This is a genomic window from Rhizobium binxianense (assembly GCF_028994275.1).
In the GTDB taxonomy this organism is placed as follows: Bacteria; Pseudomonadota; Alphaproteobacteria; order Rhizobiales; family Rhizobiaceae; genus Rhizobium; species Rhizobium binxianense.
The window spans coordinates 4,318,809-4,335,965 of the sequence record NZ_CP118713.1 but is presented as its reverse complement, the minus strand read 5'-3'; the positions used below and the strand labels follow the sequence as shown (position 1 = coordinate 4,335,965).

12 protein-coding genes are annotated in these 17,157 nt (G+C 60.8%); 8 read left to right on the top strand and 4 right to left on the bottom strand.

The features are described 5' to 3' along the window. Positions 1 to 46: 46 nt before the first annotated feature. Both polA and PO860_RS21090 read right to left on the bottom strand, forming a co-directional pair. Positions 47 to 3,046: a DNA polymerase I gene (polA, locus tag PO860_RS21095; protein WP_275033310.1), complete on the bottom strand. Its 3,000-nt coding sequence runs from the start codon at positions 3,044 to 3,046 to the stop codon at positions 47 to 49. 214 nt (positions 3,047 to 3,260) lie between these two features. Next, positions 3,261 to 3,422 carry a hypothetical protein gene (locus PO860_RS21090; RefSeq protein WP_273882475.1) on the bottom strand — a complete coding sequence of 54 codons (162 nt, stop codon included), beginning with the start codon at positions 3,420 to 3,422 and terminating at the stop codon, positions 3,261 to 3,263. Between the two features lie 50 nt (positions 3,423 to 3,472). Between PO860_RS21090 and PO860_RS21085 the strand changes: the two genes are divergently transcribed. Beyond that, complete coding sequence (locus PO860_RS21085; RefSeq protein WP_097617215.1) at positions 3,473 to 3,889, top strand: MarR family winged helix-turn-helix transcriptional regulator; 417 nt, start codon at positions 3,473 to 3,475, stop codon at positions 3,887 to 3,889. 58 nt (positions 3,890 to 3,947) lie between these two features. On the opposite strand, the gene PO860_RS21080 is transcribed toward PO860_RS21085, so the two are convergent. Then, the gene (locus tag PO860_RS21080) at positions 3,948 to 6,332 is read right to left on the bottom strand and encodes a bifunctional diguanylate cyclase/phosphodiesterase (RefSeq protein ID WP_273885393.1); all 2,385 of its coding nucleotides are present in this window, start codon (positions 6,330 to 6,332) and stop codon (positions 3,948 to 3,950) included. Between the two features lie 213 nt (positions 6,333 to 6,545). Between PO860_RS21080 and PO860_RS21075 the strand changes: the two genes are divergently transcribed. The 7 genes from PO860_RS21075 (at position 6,546) to PO860_RS21045 (ending at position 16,406) form a co-directional block, all read left to right on the top strand. Beyond that, a complete protein-coding gene (locus PO860_RS21075) occupies positions 6,546 to 7,934 on the top strand; it encodes a dipeptidase (protein ID WP_183609986.1) in 1,389 nt (462 codons plus the stop codon). A 407-nt stretch (positions 7,935 to 8,341) separates the two neighbouring features. Then, positions 8,342 to 9,019 (top strand): SH3 domain-containing protein, encoded by a 678-nt coding sequence (locus PO860_RS21070; protein WP_183609985.1) that lies wholly within the window; start codon positions 8,342 to 8,344, stop codon positions 9,017 to 9,019. Between the two features lie 563 nt (positions 9,020 to 9,582). Then, positions 9,583 to 9,804, top strand: a complete 222-nt coding sequence (locus tag PO860_RS21065; RefSeq protein WP_273885392.1) for a hypothetical protein — start codon at positions 9,583 to 9,585, stop codon at positions 9,802 to 9,804. A gap of 268 nt (positions 9,805 to 10,072) precedes the next feature. Further along, complete coding sequence (locus tag PO860_RS21060) at positions 10,073 to 12,427, top strand: transglycosylase domain-containing protein (protein ID WP_275037971.1); 2,355 nt, start codon at positions 10,073 to 10,075, stop codon at positions 12,425 to 12,427. A 384-nt stretch (positions 12,428 to 12,811) separates the two neighbouring features. Continuing rightward, complete coding sequence (dnaK, locus tag PO860_RS21055; protein ID WP_097617221.1) at positions 12,812 to 14,728, top strand: molecular chaperone DnaK; 1,917 nt, start codon at positions 12,812 to 12,814, stop codon at positions 14,726 to 14,728. An 85-nt stretch (positions 14,729 to 14,813) separates the two neighbouring features. Continuing rightward, positions 14,814 to 15,944, top strand: a complete 1,131-nt coding sequence (gene dnaJ, locus PO860_RS21050; protein ID WP_097617222.1) for a molecular chaperone DnaJ — start codon at positions 14,814 to 14,816, stop codon at positions 15,942 to 15,944. Positions 15,945 to 16,205: 261 nt separating this feature from the next. Continuing rightward, positions 16,206 to 16,406: a hypothetical protein gene (locus PO860_RS21045; RefSeq protein WP_097617223.1), complete on the top strand. Its 201-nt coding sequence runs from the start codon at positions 16,206 to 16,208 to the stop codon at positions 16,404 to 16,406. Positions 16,407 to 16,537: 131 nt separating this feature from the next. Here PO860_RS21045 and PO860_RS21040 read toward each other — a convergent pair whose 3' ends face one another. Further along, a complete protein-coding gene (locus tag PO860_RS21040) occupies positions 16,538 to 16,897 on the bottom strand; it encodes a helix-turn-helix domain-containing protein (RefSeq protein ID WP_183609982.1) in 360 nt (119 codons plus the stop codon). Positions 16,898 to 17,157: the final 260 nt, after the last annotated feature.

Genomic DNA, 17,157 nt, shown 5'->3' with positions numbered 1-17,157 from the left:
CGATTTGCGTGAGGTAGAAAAATCTTTGCCCTTTTAAGGAACGCCGTTAGTGTGCCTCGTCCCAATTGCTGGCGGCGCGCGCATCGACCCTGAGCGGCACGCGCATTTCGAGCGCCGGCATGGTGGCATTTTCCATGACCGAGACGATGATCGGCATCGCCTTTTCGACATCCTCGTCCTCGACTTCGAAGATGAGCTCGTCATGCACCTGCAGCAGCATGCGGACACGCTCTGCAAGGCCGGCTTCAACAAGGGCCGGCTCCATCTTGATCATCGCCCGGCGAATGACGTCGGCAGCCGAGCCCTGGATCGGCGCGTTGATCGCCGCACGCTCGTTGAAGGCGCGCACGGACGGATTGGACGAGCGGATTTCGGGATAGTTGATTCGCCGGCCGAAGATCGTCTCGACATAGCCCTTGTCGCGCGCCATGGCCTTGCGGCTTTCCATATAGTCGCGGATCCCGGGGAAGCGCTCGAAATATTTCTTGATATAATCGCCGGCTTCCGAACGCTCGATCGACAGCTGATTGGCGAGGCCGAAGGCCGAGATGCCGTAGATGATGCCGAAATTGATCGCCTTGGCGCGGCGGCGCACTTCGCCCGGCATGCCTTCGACCGGCACGCCGAACATTTCCGACGCCGTCATGGCGTGGATGTCTACGCCATCTTCGAAAGCCTTGGTCAGTTGCGGGATCTCCGCCACATGGGCAAGCACGCGCAGTTCGATCTGGCTGTAGTCGGCAGAGATCAGCTTGTGGCCAGGCGTCGAGATGAAGGCGGTGCGGATCTTGCGGCCTTCTGCGGTGCGCACCGGAATGTTCTGCAGATTCGGCTCGGAGGAGGACAGGCGCCCCGTCGTCGTCGATGCCAGCGAGTAGGACGTATGGACCCGCTTCGTCTCGGGGTGAACGTAACCCGGAAGCGCGTCGGTATAGGTGGATTTCAGCTTGGTGACCTGGCGCCAGTCGACGATCTTGCGCGGCAGTTCGAAACCGGCGGCGGCCAGATCCTCGAGCACCTGCGCCGAGGTGGACCATTGGCCTGTCTTCGTCTTGCTGCCGCCGGCAAGGCCCATCTTGCCGAACAGGATATCGCCCAACTGCTTCGGCGAGCCGATGTTGAACCGCTCGCCGGCGAGCTGGTAGATCTCGTCTTCCAGCCTCGCGGCACCCTGGGCCAATTCGCCGGACAGGCGCGACAGGATCTGCCGGTCGACGGTGATCCCGCGCGCTTCCATACGCGCCAGCACCGGCAACAGCGGCCGCTCCAGCCGCTCATAGACGCTGGTCAATCCTGCCGCCGCCAGCCGAGGCTTCAGCACCAGCCAAAGTCGCAGCGTCACGTCGGCGTCTTCGGCGGCATAATGGGTGGCGCGGTCGAGATCGACGAGATCGAAGGTGACGTTCGCCTTGCCGCTGCCCGCCACGTCCTTGTAGGGGATCGGGGTATGGCCGAGGAATTTTTCCGAGAGCGGGTCCATGCCATGCGCGCCGGTACCGGCGTCAAGCACGTAGGAAATCAGCATCGTGTCGTCGAAACTCTTCGTTTCGATGCCGTAGCGCTTCATCAGCAGGTAGTCGTATTTCAGGTTCTGGGCGACCTTCAGAACCGATTCGTCCTCCAGCAATGCCTTCAGCCGCGGCAGAGCATCGCGCATCGGGATCTGGTTTTCGACAAGGCCGCCGCCGAGCAGATCGCCGACGCCGTTCTTATGGGTAAGCGGAATATAGGCGGCGCGGATCCTTGTGCCTGTGGGATCGGCCACATTGTCGGCGATCGCCATCGAGAAGCCGACAAGCTCGGCCTGCATCGCATCCAGCGACGTGGTCTCGGTATCGAAAGCGACGAGGCCGGTATCGCGCGCATCGGCGATCCAGCGGTCGAGTGTGGCCAGATCGCGGATCGTGACATAGGCCGAATGATCGAAAGGCAGCGCCGCAAAGGCTTCGGCACGCGCCTTGGCAAGATCGGCGGGCGAAAAGGCGCCTTCGACGGCGGCTTTCGCCTTCGCACGCGGCGGTACCGGCACCGATTCGCCCGAGACGTCGGGGATGCCGCCGGCAACGGGCGCAGGCTCCGCCGCATTGAGATCGGGGCCATGGGCCGCCTTACCCCATTCGATGCGGACGATCGCCGGTTCGATGGCATTGGCATCGCAATCGCAGACCTCGGCGACGCGACGCGTCAGCGTGGTGAATTCCATCGTCTTGAGGAAGCCGATCAGCTTCGGGCCGTTCTGCGGCTCCAGCACCAGCGCGTCGAGGTCGAGATCGAGCGGCACATCGGTGCGCAGCCGCACTAGGTCGCGCGAGAGCCTGGCCATATCGATATTGGCGAGAATCGTCTCGCGGCGCTTGACCTGCTTGATCTCGGTGGCACGTTCGAGCAGCGTGTCGAGATCGCCATATTCCTCAAGCAGCTGGGCGGCGGTTTTCGGACCGATGCCGGGAATGCCGGGAACATTGTCGACGGAATCGCCGGTCATCGCCTGCAGGTCGATCATCTTTTCCGGCGGCACACCCCATTTCTCGACGACATCGGGGATGCCGATCTGCTTGTCCTTCATGCTGTCATACATATGGACATTGGGGCTGACGAGCTGCATCAGATCCTTGTCGGAGGAGACGATGGTGACATCGGCGCCTGCTGCCTCGGCCTGGCGGGCATAGGTGGCGATGATGTCATCGGCCTCGAAGCCTTCGGTCTCGATGCAGGGCAGATTGAAGGCGCGGGTGGCCTCTCTTATAAGGCCGAATTGCGGGATGAGTTCTTCCGGCGGGGCGGAGCGGTTCGCCTTATAAGCGTCGTAGAGATCCTTGCGAAACGTCTTGGCGGAATAATCGAAGATGACGGCGAGATGTGTCGGCGTGACACCGACATCGGTATTGCGCGCATCTCTCAACAACTTCCACAGCATGTTGCAGAAACCTGACACGGCGCCGATCGGCAGGCCGTCCGTCTTGCGGGTCAGCGGTGGCAGTGCATGAAACGCCCGGAAGATGAATCCGGAACCATCGACTAGGAAGAGGTGATCGCCTTTTTTCATGCGTGCATGGATAGCGCGGGCATGGGACGAGGTCCATATAAAGTTCTCGCGCCCAGAGATTATGGCAATCGACCGTTCGGGATCGCTGCTCACCAAACTGTTACCGATTTGTAACGTGGCGTGACCCTTGAAAAACCACATTTGCGGACCCAAATCGATGTCACCGGCGCTTGATCGCGCCGCGGGTCTGACTACCGGCTTGTCCCCCGCCGCGTCAGGCTTGGACAAAGGCCTTATCCCCCTCTCCGGGCCTTTGTCCCCACTTTAAAGTCGCCATGGCCAACCTCCAGGCCATGGCGATTTTTGTTTTTTCCAGCCACTCGAATTTATCGTCGCGGCTTACATATTTTGGAGCATCGCATGCGATTTGTTGCATTGTCTCCGGCATGGTTTTGAGCCTAACTTACAATCATGGGATTTAACCGCATGGATTCGGGAGCCTACCTTGCCAGCCAACTGGCGAAGGGCTTTGCCCGCTCGCTGCACCAGCGCGCGGCCGGTCTCGGTTTTTCTCCGGGCCAGTTCCCCATTCTGCTGGAACTCTGGGCCGAGGACGGACTGACCCAGAAACAGCTTCTCGAGCGGGTCGATATCGAACAGGCGACCATGGCCAATACGCTTTCGCGCATGGTCCGCGACGGGCTGATCGAACGCCGGCCGCATCCCTCCGACAAACGAGCGCAACTGCTCTTCCTGACGCCGAAGGCCCGCGCCATGGAGGCCGAGGCGATCGAGACGGCGCGCGAGGCCGACCTTGCGCTGTTCAAAGGCTTCAGGGTCTTCGAGCGCGAGTTGACGCTCGAATATATCCGCCGGCTTCTGGAAAACGCTAAGGCGCTCTGACTACTGCATATTCCTTAAATCGGAATCGACGTCTGAAAAGACGCGCGGCGCTGTAAGATCACTCGCCGGCACGGAGTGCGTGTCGTAGTGAGGACATCCCGGTTTCGATCTGCGCGGTCAGGACGTTTTTGTGGGCGGCAAGCTTGACGCTCGGCTCGACATCCGGCTTGCCGAGCAAAAGGCCCTGCACTTGCGCGCAGCCTTCCTCGACGACGATCCGGCGCTGCATCTCGGTTTCCACGCCTTCCGTCACGACAGGCATGCCGAGGCTGTGACCAAGGCCGATGATGGCGCGCACGATCGAGCGCGCCGCCGCATCGTGTTCCAGCACGCCGGTGAAACTGCGATCGACCTTGATCTTGTCGAAAGGGAATGACCGTAGGTTGGAAAGCGAGGAGAAACCGGTGCCGAAATCATCCATGACGATGTGCACGCCGAGCTTGTGCAGCCGCAGCAGCGTCATCATCACCCGGTCGCGATCGCGAATGAGGGCCGTCTCGGTGATCTCAAGCTCCAGCCGGCCGGGCGCAAGCCCGGTCTCAGTGAGGGTCGCCTCGATCCGCTCACAGAGGTTCGGCAGCATGAATTGCACCGGCGAAAGATTGACGGCGATCCTCAACGGCAGCGGCCAGCGCACGGCCTCCCTGCAGGCCTGCTGCAACACCCATTCGCCGAGCTGGACAATCGAACCGCTTTCCTCGGCGATCGGGATGAAGATATCGGGCTCGGTCAAGCCGTGACCTGGCCGGTTCCAGCGCATCAAGGCCTCGTAACCGCCGATCTCGCCGCTCAGCGCATCGAGGATTGGCTGATAGTCGACATGGATCTGGTTGCGGGTGATCGCATGGCGCAGTTCGCTTTCGATCTGGCGGCGGTTGCGTGCCGCCTTGTCCATTTCCGCATCGAAGAAACAGACCTTGCCGCGCCCGTCATGCTTGACCCGGTAGAGCGCGGTATCGGCATTGTTGCAGAGTTCTTCGGCCGTAGCCCCATCGGCGGGATAGAGTGCAATGCCGACGCTCACCCCGACGGCAGTCGGATCGCGCGCGGTGTCCATCTCGGCGGCGAACTCGTCGAGGATATCAGCCGCAAGTTTTTGCGCCGCCGCCGGCTGTTGCCCGGCGGGCTGGATGATGGCGAATTCATCGCCGCCGAGGCGGGCGATCGTATCGCTTTCATCGGCCACGCGGCGCAGGATCGAGGCGACCTTGCCGAGAATGCGGTCGCCTTCGGCATGACCAAAAATATCGTTGACGGCCTTGAAGCGATCGAGGTCGAGATAAAAGAGGGCAACCTCGCTGTTCTTTCGTTCGGCCATCTGCAGTGCCTGCCGGATGCGGGTATCGAACAGCGACCTGTTCGGCAGATCGGTGAGCACGTCATGGTGGGCGAGATGTTCGATCATCTCCTCGGCCTGCCTGCGCTCGGTGAGATCACGCACCGCCAGCACCTCGCAATTGTGCCCGCGATAAACGATCCTGCTCGCCGTCACTTCGACGGCGATCTCCCTGCCGTTTCTGGTATTGAGCAGCGTCTCACCAGGCTTGCCCTGCCCTGTGCCCTGAACAGCGGTCAAAACAGCCGATGGCGCCTTGCCGGCAAGATCGGCAAGCTTCCAGCCGGAAAGCCCTTGGAAGCGTTCGTTGGCATCGATAATCCGGCCTTCGCGCAGAATCAGCAGCCCTTCCTGCGAGGCATTCGCGAGCCCTCTCAGATCCGTCAGGTGGCTTTCGATAAAGACCACCGCGAGCGCAATCAGAATGAGCGCCGTCGCCGCCACCACGACGATCGCAGCAAGCAGGCTGGCGTCGAGCACCGTTGCCGGAACTTGCTTGCCGGGATCCGGCACGAGCGTGATGCTGGCCATCGAGATGAAATGGAGAGCGCAGATCGCGAGAACGAAGGTGATTGACGAGGCGAGGAGCCGCCGCAGTCCCTTCAATTGGAAAAAGGCGTGAAAGGCGGCGCTCGACAACAGCGCTCCCGCAAGAACCGCGCTCAGCGTCATGACGGGATCATAAAGGATTGCCGCCTGGGTTTCGATCGCCTGCATCCCGGTCAGGTGCATGGAGGCGATGCCGAGCGCCATCAGCACGCCGCCGCGGAGGTGTGAAAACCTGCCGCGGTTTTGCGAAGCGACGACAATCGCTGCCCACGAAACGACAACCGACAGGAGGAAGGAGAGCGCCGTCAGGCCCAGCTGGTAGCCGATCGGCATGCCGCCGTCATAGGCCAGCATCGCGATGAAGTGCGTTGCCCATACGCCGGTGCCGAAAGCGAAAGCCGAGGCGCCGATCCAGAGCTTGCGCCGCCCGGCATCGCATTCCTGAGCGCGGGACAGCGGCAGCATCGCCGCCATCGCGCCGACCAGGCAGACCGCGGCCGCCACAAGCACCAATCGCCAGTCGTGATCGTCCCTAATACATGCAATGACCGAAAACATCTGCCCCTCCCACAGCTGAATTCGATCAAGCTATTTAGGTTATGCTAAATAACTGTAAATTGAATTAGAATTCTCTTCTATATTATGCAGCAAATCTTCCCGATATTGATCTTTGCCTCGCCGGCCTCTGGCGCCGCCGATTTTTTGTTTTTCCGCCTCGCCTGCCTTTCTGGTTTGGTCTATCGTCCGGCCGAATTTCAAAAGGAGTCGAAAATGACCGATATCAATCAGGTGCTTGCGCGCGCGGACCAAAATCTTCCCTCGAGCCTCGACAAGCTGTTCGAACTTCTGCGCATCCAGTCGATTTCCACCGATCCCGCCTTTAAAGCCGAATGCCGAAAGGCCGCAGAATGGCTCGTCGCCTATCTTGAAGGGCTCGGCTTTACAGCCTCGGTCCGAGACACGCCCGGCCATCCGATGGTGGTCGCCCACCATGCCGGCGCTTCCGCCGATGCGCCGCATGTTCTCTTCTACGGCCATTACGACGTTCAGCCGGTCGATCCGATCGAGCTCTGGGAAAACGACCCGTTCGAACCATCGATCAAGGATGTCGGCGAGGGCCGCAAGATCCTGACCGGTCGCGGCACCTCCGACGACAAGGGCCAGTTGATGACCTTCGTCGAGGCTTGCCGCGCCTATAAGGAGATCAACGGCGCGCTTCCCTGCCGCATCACCATTCTCTTCGAGGGCGAGGAGGAATCCGGCTCGCCATCCCTGAAGCCCTTCCTCGAAGCCAATGCCGCCGAACTCAAGGCCGATTATGCGCTGGTCTGCGATACCGGCATGTGGGACCGCGACACGCCGGCGATCGCCGCAGCGCTGCGCGGCCTTGTCGGCGAGGAGGTGGTCGTTACCGCCGCCGACCGCGACCTGCATTCCGGTCTTTTCGGGGGTGCGGCAGCAAATCCGATTCATATTCTCGTCGAGGCTCTTGCCGGCCTGCATGACGAGACGGGCCGCATTACGCTCGACGGATTCTACGACGGCGTCGAGGAAACGCCCGACAACATCAAGACGTCCTGGGAAACGCTGGGGAAGACCGCGGAAAGATTCCTCGGCGAGGTCGGCCTTTCCATTCCGTCCGGCGAAAAGGGCCGTTCGGTGCTGGAGCTGACCTGGGCGCGGCCGACTGCAGAAATCAACGGCATCTGGGGGGGATATACCGGCGAAGGCTTCAAGACTGTCATCGCCGCCAAGGCTTCTGCCAAGGTTTCGTTCCGGCTTGTCGGCACGCAGGATCCGGCCGCCATCCGCCAGGCTTTCCGCGCCTATGTCAGTTCGAAGATTCCCGCCGATTGCTCGGTCGAGTTCCATCCGCATGGCGGCTCGCCGGCGATCCATCTCTCCTATGATTCACCCGTTCTGACCAAGGCAAAGACCGCGCTTTCCGATGAATGGCCGAAACCCGCCATCGTCATCGGCATGGGCGGATCAATCCCGATCGTCGGCGATTTCCAGAAGATGCTCGGCATGGAATCTCTGCTCGTCGGCTTCGGCCTCAGCGACGACCGCATCCATTCGCCGAACGAGAAATACGAGCTCGTCTCCTACCACAAGGGCATTCGTTCCTGGGTGCGGATTCTTCAGGCGCTCGCCGCCTGAGGGAAACGGCCGCGTCTTCAGTCAATACGCGCAGCGCGACAACAAAAAGGCCGGTTCAAACCGGCCTTTCGTCGTCCGCTCGCCTCAGTGCCAGTTCATCCGTGGTCAAGGAGAAAGCGGTATTGCAATAAGACTGGCCGTGAAAGGTTAACCGGCCGTTAACGCCGCAGCGTTCAGGTCCCACATTTGCGATTTCATGCGGCATATCGAAAACGCCACATCACATCACAAAATTCCCCTCGTTCAAGCTGCGTTCATCGCGACAGAAGTATAAGTCCTTGAAAGACAAGGAAAATGGTGACGCCCTAACAAATGTGGGCGATCGCTCTATCTTTTCTTCCAGATGGCATATGCCAAGAAAGGCAGCCGAGCGCTGCCTGAAAACACGCCAACGAGGAGTGAGAAGCGTGAAAAATCTCATTGTTAAAATCGCCGCCGCTGGCCTGTTTGCACTGGCTCCGGCCATGGCGCAAGCTGCCGAAGGCTACTCGACAGCGAACGTCAACATGCGTGCAGGTCCAAGTACACGATACCCCGCTGTCGCAGTCGTGCCTGCCGGCTCCCCCGTCGAAATCCGTGGATGCCTTTCCAACGTCAACTGGTGCGATGTCGAATTCTATGGCGGCCGCGGCTGGGTTTCCGGCCAATATGTGCAGGCCGTCTACCAGCAACGGCGTGTCTATGTCGGTCCGCAATATTACCGCCCGCTCGGCATTCCGATGATCGGCTTCAGTGTCGGCAACTATTGGGACCGCAACTACCGCGACCGCGATTTCTATCGCGACCGCGACCGCTGGAGCCGCGGGCCCGACTATTACTACCGCAACCGGGATCGGGATCGGGACTATGGGGATCGCAGCCGGGATCGCGACCGGGACTGGCGCGACGACAATCGAAGAGACGACCGCAGAGACGATAATCGCAGGTCGGACCGTCGTCGGGATAATGACAACAGAGGCAACACCAGGAGCTCGGATTTCCGTGATCTGCCGCAGTTCAGGGGCGGGAAAGCCGACACCTACAACCGCCCAGACCCCCGGGCTTCGCCCTTCGTCTGCCGCCCAGGCGATCCCTCCTGCGACTGAGATATCGGAGGCGGCAGCAATGCCGCCTCTCTTCTCAAGGCCGGCTGCAAGAAAAAGCCCGGCGCTCCCATGAGGGATGCACCGGGCCTGATGTCGATCGGCGCGTGTTGAGGGGAGACGGCCGATCATGCGCGGGACGTGAGGGTTGTCCCGCTTGTTCTTAAACAATCGCGGAGCCTATTGGTTCCGTCGATCTCACAGAAGATCTTCGGCGGAGTACCGAAAGCAGCGCGCGCATGTCTGCGGAGTAACCGTAAAGCATCCCCCGTCGGCTTTCCTCCGTCCGGTCGGGCCGGCAGCTGCTTCGTCCAATTTTGTCGAATCGACCATTGATTACCTGCCCGGATGCCTGGCCTGTCACGGCACCGGCGAGCGCAAGCCGACGCGATGCATGCATTTGTGACAGCCGCAAGGAATGGCATTGATGCCGGCAGGAGGTCCCAGACAATTTGATGTGAGACAATTTGATGTGAGGGCGTCGTGATGCTCTTGTCTTGCGGGATTCTTTGTTGCAGTTTTGTGGCGTTGCGGATTGATCTCGATCCGCTCGGGGCTGGATCCTGATGACACAAGACTACCTGGCTTTCCCAAGGCTTTTCGGCGCTCGGGCAGCCGCCATAGATGTGACCGTTTGGCACAAATACAACCCCATCCTGCCTGTCCGCCTTACCGATGGGGCGAGCCTCAACCCTTCCGGCCAGATCTGGCGTCGCTTTCATATGGGCGAGTGGGAATATAAGCAGGACCCGGAAACGCTCGACGATTACGAGGCCCGCCAGTTCTGAAGGTCAATGATGTGGCCGCTTTGGCGGCGCGATCTGCTTTGCTTTCCATTATTAATACCCCGTTAAATCGCCGCAATTACAGTTCAGTCGGATGATCACGTCGCCACTGCATAATTCCTGAAATCGGAATCGATTTCAGGACAAAATTATGCAGCACTTCAAAGTGCTACAGCGTCCTTTGCGCGTCTAAAAAGACGCGGCGCTGTAGAAGCGCGCAGTTGTGCGAAGCCGGGCTTCGCGATCGAACATGGGGTGCGACCGGTCGGCGATGGCAGGCAGAGGCAGATCAGGCGACAGAATCGAACCGTCCTTCAGCGGCCGCCCGGCACGCGACGATGACGAATTTTCGCTCGATGCCGATGACCGCATCGCCGGAAGCCGATCCCAGCGCCGCGGCAGTTCAAAACCGCCGCCGCAGCGTGCCGCCCCGCAGAAGCGGCGCGAGCCGCGAGAGCGCGAAGGCGGTGGCCTTTTCGGCTTCCTGCGCCGCGTGATCTACTGGTGCGTCGTGCTGTTCATCTGGGCCGGCATCGGCCTTGCCGGGCTGGTGGTCTATTATGGCTCGCGCATGCCGAGCGCCAGCACATGGGCGATCCCGGAACGGCCGCCGAACGTCAAGATCACCGCCGTCGACGGCAGCGTCATCGCCAATCGCGGCGCCACCGGCGGCGAGGCGCTGTCGCTCGAAAACATGTCGCCCTATATTCCCGAAGCCGTCATCGCCATCGAGGATCGGCGTTTCTATTCGCATTTCGGTGTCGATCCGCTCGGTCTCGGCCGGGCTATAGTGACCAACTTCACGGCTGGCCACATGGTGCAGGGCGGCTCGACGCTGACGCAGCAGCTTGCCAAGAACCTCTTCCTCTCCCCTGAGAGGACGCTGGAACGCAAGGTGCAGGAGGTGCTGCTGTCGCTCTGGCTGGAGCAAAAATACACCAAGGACCAGATCCTTGCCATGTATCTCAACCGGGTGTTCTTCGGATCGAACGCCTATGGCGTCGAGGCGGCCTCACGCCGCTACTTCAACAAATCGGCGCGAGACGTGAACCTCGGCGAAGCCGCGGTGCTGGCCGGCCTGCTCAAGGCGCCGTCGCGGCTTTCACCGGCGCGCGACCCGGAAGCGGCCAATGCGCGCGCCCAGCTCGTGCTTGCGGCCATGCGTGAACAGGGCTTCATCACCGATTCCGAGGTGAAGACGGCGATGTCGCAGACCCCGGCCTCGGCCAAGAGCTACTGGTCGGGGGCTGGGCACTATGTCGCCGACATGGTGATGGACGAGCTGCCGGGGCTGATCGGCGAGGTCAAGGAAGACGTCATCGTCGATACCACAATAGACAAATCGCTGGAAAAGAAGGCCGAGCAATCGCTGGTCGACGTGCTCGACAAGGAGGGCGGCAAGCTCGACGCCTCGCAGGCGGCCCTCGTCTCGATCGACGGCACCGGTGCGATCCGGGCGCTGGTCGGCGGCAGGGACTATGCGACGAGCCAGTTCAACCGCGCCGTCAAAGCCAAACGCCAGCCGGGTTCCTCCTTCAAGCCCTTCGTCTATGCCGCCGCCCTCGAAAAGGGGCTGACGCCCTTTTCGGTGTTCAACGATGCGCCGATCCGCATCGGCGACTGGACGCCCGAGAATTACGAGAAGAAATACAATGGCGAAGTGACGCTGGCGACGGCGCTCGCCAAATCGCTGAACACGGTGGCCGCCCAGCTGGTGATGTATGACGGGCCGGATCAGGTGATCAAGCTTGCCCACCGGCTCGGCATCGAAAGCGAGCTGCAGCCGAATGCCTCGATCGCGCTCGGCACCTCGGAAGTGTCGCTGATGGAACTTACGGCCTCCTATGCCGCCTTCATGAACGGCGGCTACAAGGCGACGCCGCACGTCATCCGCCGGGTGACGACCGCCGAGGGCAAGGTTCTTTACGAAAATACCTATGACAGCCCGCCGCGTGTGCTCTCCGAGCAAATCGCCGCCCAGATGGATACGATGATGATGGGCGTCATCGACAACGGCACCGGCAAGAGCGCCAAGATCCCCGGCTGGCAGGCGGCCGGAAAGACAGGCACCACGCAGAACTCCCGCGACGCACTGTTCGTCGGCTTCACCAGCAACCTCACCACCGGGGTCTGGTTCGGCAATGACGACGGCAAGCCGATGAAGAAGGTGACCGGCGGCGGCCTGCCGGCCAAGGCCTGGAAGGAATTCATGATCGCCGCCCATAAGGGTCTTTCACCGGCGCCGCTCTTCGGCAACGGCCAGCTGATCGGCGACCCGAACAATGGCCAGCCGATGGCGCAGGCGGCCCCTGCTGATAGACAAGCGGGTAATGGACAGGCGGGCAGCGGGCAACCGATGACGGCCGAAGCGCCGCCGTCGACGATCGGCGGTATCATTTCCGGCGTCTTCGGCGGCAACGACAATGCAAACCGCTATCCGCAAGCGCCTGCCCGGCAGCAGCCGGCAAGCTCCGGCAACGGTCCGGTTCCGCCTGCAGACATTGCCGAAGGCGGCGGTTCGGGCGACGAGAGCATGGTTCCACCAGGCGATGTCGGGTCGCCGCAGACGACCTCGTCCGTCCAGCCGCGGCGCACGACGCTGCTCGATCTGATCATGGGCCAATGAGATCTGTGCTGCACGGCCGGCGCCAGTTCGATGCCGCGAAACGCGGTCGTCCGGATTTGATTGAGCGACGTCCTTTCGCCCTGGGTTTTGATGGATGTCGTTATCCTGGCACCGCTGCACGTTTCCGGGCGGCATGCATGAGAAATCGGCTGCTTTCCGGTGATGAGGCGACCTCTTTCCCGGTGACTGTCAAAATTGAATGCAACACATTCGTTTTGCTGGATTCCGGGCCATTTCTCGCCTTGCAGTCCAGAAAACCGCTCCTTATATACGCCGCATCACCGCAATCACGATTGCGTAATCTTAAGTAGACCCATCCCGTAAGGGGCTGTCAGGGAAATGCCTTCTCGGGGTTCCGACAGCTTGCTTCAAGGAGAGAATGACATGGCAAAAGTAATTGGTATCGACCTTGGAACGACGAATTCCTGCGTCGCAGTCATGGACGGCAAGGACGCGAAGGTTATCGAGAATGCGGAAGGTGCACGCACGACCCCTTCCATGGTGGCCTTTTCCGATGATGGCGAACGCCTCGTCGGCCAGCCGGCCAAGCGCCAGGCAGTCACCAACCCGACGAACACGCTGTTTGCGGTCAAGCGCCTGATCGGACGCCGCTACGAAGACCCGACCGTCGAGAAGGACAAGCACCTCGTTCCCTTCACCATCGTCAAAGGCGACAATGGCGACGCCTGGGTCGAAGCCAATGGCAAGGGCTACTCGCCTGCGCAGATTTCCGCGATGATCCTTCAGAAGATGAAGGAAACTGCCGAATCCTATCTCGGCGAAAAGGTCGAGAAGGCCGTCATCACCGTTCCCGCCTACTTCAACGACGCGCAGCGCCAGGCAACCAAGGATGCCGGCCGCATTGCCGGCCTTGAAGTTCTGCGCATCATCAACGAGCCGACCGCTGCCGCACTCGCCTACGGCCTCGACAAGAAAGAAGGCAAGACGATTGCCGTCTACGACCTTGGCGGCGGTACCTTCGATATCTCGATCCTCGAGATCGGCGACGGTGTTTTCGAAGTGAAGTCCACCAATGGCGATACTTTCCTCGGCGGTGAAGACTTCGACATGCGTCTCGTCGAATATCTCGTCGGCGAGTTCAAGCGAGACAACGGCATCGACCTGAAGAACGACAAGCTTGCCCTGCAGCGCCTCAAGGAAGCTGCGGAGAAGGCAAAGATCGAACTTTCCTCCTCGCAGCAGACCGAAATCAACCTGCCGTTCATCACCGCCGATGCCTCCGGTCCGAAGCACCTGACGCTGAAGCTGACCCGCGCCAAGCTCGAGAGCCTGGTCGACGATCTCGTCCAGCGCACGATCGCACCGTGCAAGGCAGCGCTCAAGGATGCCGGCGTCACCGCGGCCGAAATCGACGAAGTGGTTCTCGTCGGCGGCATGAGCCGCATGCCGAAGGTACAGGAAGTCGTCAAACAGCTGTTCGGCAAGGAGCCGCACAAGGGCGTCAACCCGGATGAAGTCGTCGCGCTCGGCGCCGCCATCCAGGCCGGCGTTCTGCAGGGCGACGTCAAGGACGTGCTGCTGCTCGACGTGACGCCGCTATCGCTCGGCATCGAGACGCTCGGTGGTGTCTTCACCCGCCTGATCGAACGCAACACGACGATCCCGACGAAGAAGAGCCAGACCTTCTCGACGGCCGAAGACAACCAGCAGGCCGTCACCATCCGCGTTTCGCAGGGCGAGCGTGAAATGGCTGCCGACAACAAGCTGCTCGGCCAGTTCGACCTCGTCGGCCTGCCGCCGTCGCCGCGCGGCATGCCGCAGATCGAAGTCACCTTCGACATCGACGCCAACGGCATCGTGCAGGTTTCGGCCAAGGACAAGGGCACCGGCAAGGAACAGCAGATCCGCATCCAGGCTTCCGGCGGTCTTTCCGACGCCGACATCGAAAAGATGGTCAAGGATGCCGAAGCCCATGCCACCGAGGACAAGAAGCGCCGCGAAGCCGTTGAAGCCCGGAACCAGGCCGAGAGCCTGATCCATTCGACGGAAAAGTCGCTGAAGGATTACGGCGACAAGGTTTCCGAGGCCGACCGCACCGCGATCTCGGATGCGATCGCCGCGCTGAAGACCGCTTCGGAAGCGACCGAGCCGGATGCCGACGACATCAAGGCGAAGACCCAGACGCTGATGGAAGTGTCGATGAAGCTCGGCCAGGCGATCTATGAAGCGCAGCAGGCCGAAGGCGGCGCTGCCGGCGATGCCTCCGCGGAAGGCGGCGACAATGTCGTCGATGCCGACTACGAGGAAATCAAGGACGACGACCGCAAGAAGTCCGCGTAATCCGCGACGGCGTGGTTATGCTTCAACACCTGATCCGGCTGCTCACCATGGCAGCCGGAAATCCATTTCCGGGGTTTAATCCTTAATGGCAAAAGCGGACTTTTACGAAACTCTGGGTGTAGCCAAGTCGGCGGACGAGAAAGAGCTGAAAAGCGCCTTCCGCAAACTGGCAATGAAATACCATCCGGACAAGAACCCGGATGACAAGGACGCCGAACGCAAGTTCAAAGAAATCAACGAAGCCTACGAGATGCTCAAGGACCCGCAGAAGCGGGCGGCCTATGATCGCTACGGCCATGCGGCCTTCGAGCATGGCGGCATGGGCGGCGGCGGTGGCGGCGGATTTGCCGGCGGCGGTTTCTCCGACATCTTCGAGGATATTTTCGGCGAGATGATGGGTGGAGGGCGCGCGCGCCAGCGCTCGTCGGGCGGCCGGGAGCGCGGCGCCGATCTTCGCTACAATATGGAAATTACGCTGGAAGAATCTTTCTCCGGCAAGACGGCGCAGATCCGCGTTCCCACATCGATCACCTGCGACGTCTGTTCGGGTTCGGGCGCCAAGCCCGGCACGCAGCCGAAGAACTGCGGCACCTGCCAGGGAACGGGGCGCGTGCGCGCGGCACAGGGCTTCTTCTCGATCGAGCGGACCTGCCCGACCTGCCATGGCCGCGGCCAGATCATTCCCGATCCCTGCCCGAAGTGCCACGGCCAGGGCCGGGTGACGGAGGAGCGTTCGCTCTCGGTCAATATTCCCGCCGGCATCGAGGATGGTACGCGCATCCGCCTGCAGGGCGAGGGCGAAGCCGGTGCCCGTGGCGGACCGGCGGGCGATCTCTATATCTTCCTGTCGGTCAAACCGCATGAATTCTACCAGCGCGACGGAGCCGATCTCTATTGCGCCGTGCCGATCTCGATGACGACGGCCGCTCTCGGCGGAACCTTCGACGTGGCGACGCTCGACGGCACCAAGTCGCGCGTCAGCGTGCCCGAGGGCACGCAGGCCGGCAAACAGTTTCGCCTGAAGAGCAAGGGCATGCCGGTGCTGCGTTCGGCGCAGACGGGCGACCTCTACATCCAGATCCAGATCGAGACACCGCAAAAGCTCACCAAGCGCCAGCGCGAGCTGTTGCAGGAATTCGAGCAGCTTTCCTCCAAGGAGAACAATCCCGAATCGACGGGCTTCTTTGCCCGCATGAAGGAATTCTTCGAAGGCTGAGTGCGATCGATCGATCCATCTCGAAAGCCGGGGACGGAAACGTCTCCGGCTTTTTTGCTTTGCCGTGTTCTCCTGGCGCTTTTGCAATTGCCCCAATTTGCGACATTCGCCGTTCGCGCCGGGCAAATTGTCCCGGATCGGCACGGCGACGGGGCGGAACATGTCTTGCGTTAACGCAGCCATATGATGCCGCTTGCAAGTTTTCCAAATGAATTCAGTCTCTGCCGTCAGTCGGGAACAACAAAACCAAGGGTATCTGCCATGGCGCCAGCCTTTTCCTCTCAGTCCGAAGATGTCGACGTTCTCGCCGGCGCCCTCTACACATGGTGCGCCGAGCGCAACATCAAGCTTCGCAGCCAGCAGGGCCTTTCCATCGCCAGCATCGCCATCGACCTCTATCATGCCGGCCACCAGACGCAGGACGATCTGCTGATGGCGCTGCACGAATGCGAGATTCACTAAAACGCACGGCATAGAATCGCATCAACGGACATGCGTCCGGTCTTGTCTTGATGTCTCCAAATTGCCGCACGGCTGCATGTGTCCGGATATCACCCGGACCCAGGTCATGCTCTGTGTGAGGCTCGGTGGGATCAGGCGGCGGTTTCGGCCGTTTCGCCAACCATGAGGGTGAGGATGGTCTTGACTGCTTCCTTGCCCGCCGATGAGCTCAGTTTGTCGTAGCTCAGGGCAAGCGCATAGGCATCAGGGCTGAGTTCGACCCGGCTGCCGAATTGCGATACCCCCTCGAAAAGAGCAGAGATCTCGACATCGAGAAAAACCGCGATCTGATGCAGCTTGCTGGCGGAAACGCGGTTCGCGCCTTTTTCGTATTTCTGGATCTGCTGGAAAGTCAGTCCGAGTGCTTCGCCAAGCTCGAGCTGCGAAACACGGCGAAGGGCGCGAAACTGTCTTACGTTGCGACCGACGATAATATCAACCGGATCTGGCACTTCATCGCTCTCTCATACCTAAACAGTTCGTTTACCATATCGGTTTCACGGGATAACTCAACCCTGCAGTTGCAAAATTCAACCGACTTTTTTTGGGCTTTACGTTACGTCAGCGACCTCCAGGGAATGCAGCAAAAGCCCTAATATCCGGCGTTTGCCGACGTTAATCGTGACCGTCGACGATCTCGGCCCAGCGGTGCCGGATCATCCGCTCTCAGGTTGTATTTTTAGCCGATTGGAGAGTGGCTAGGTGCCCGTTA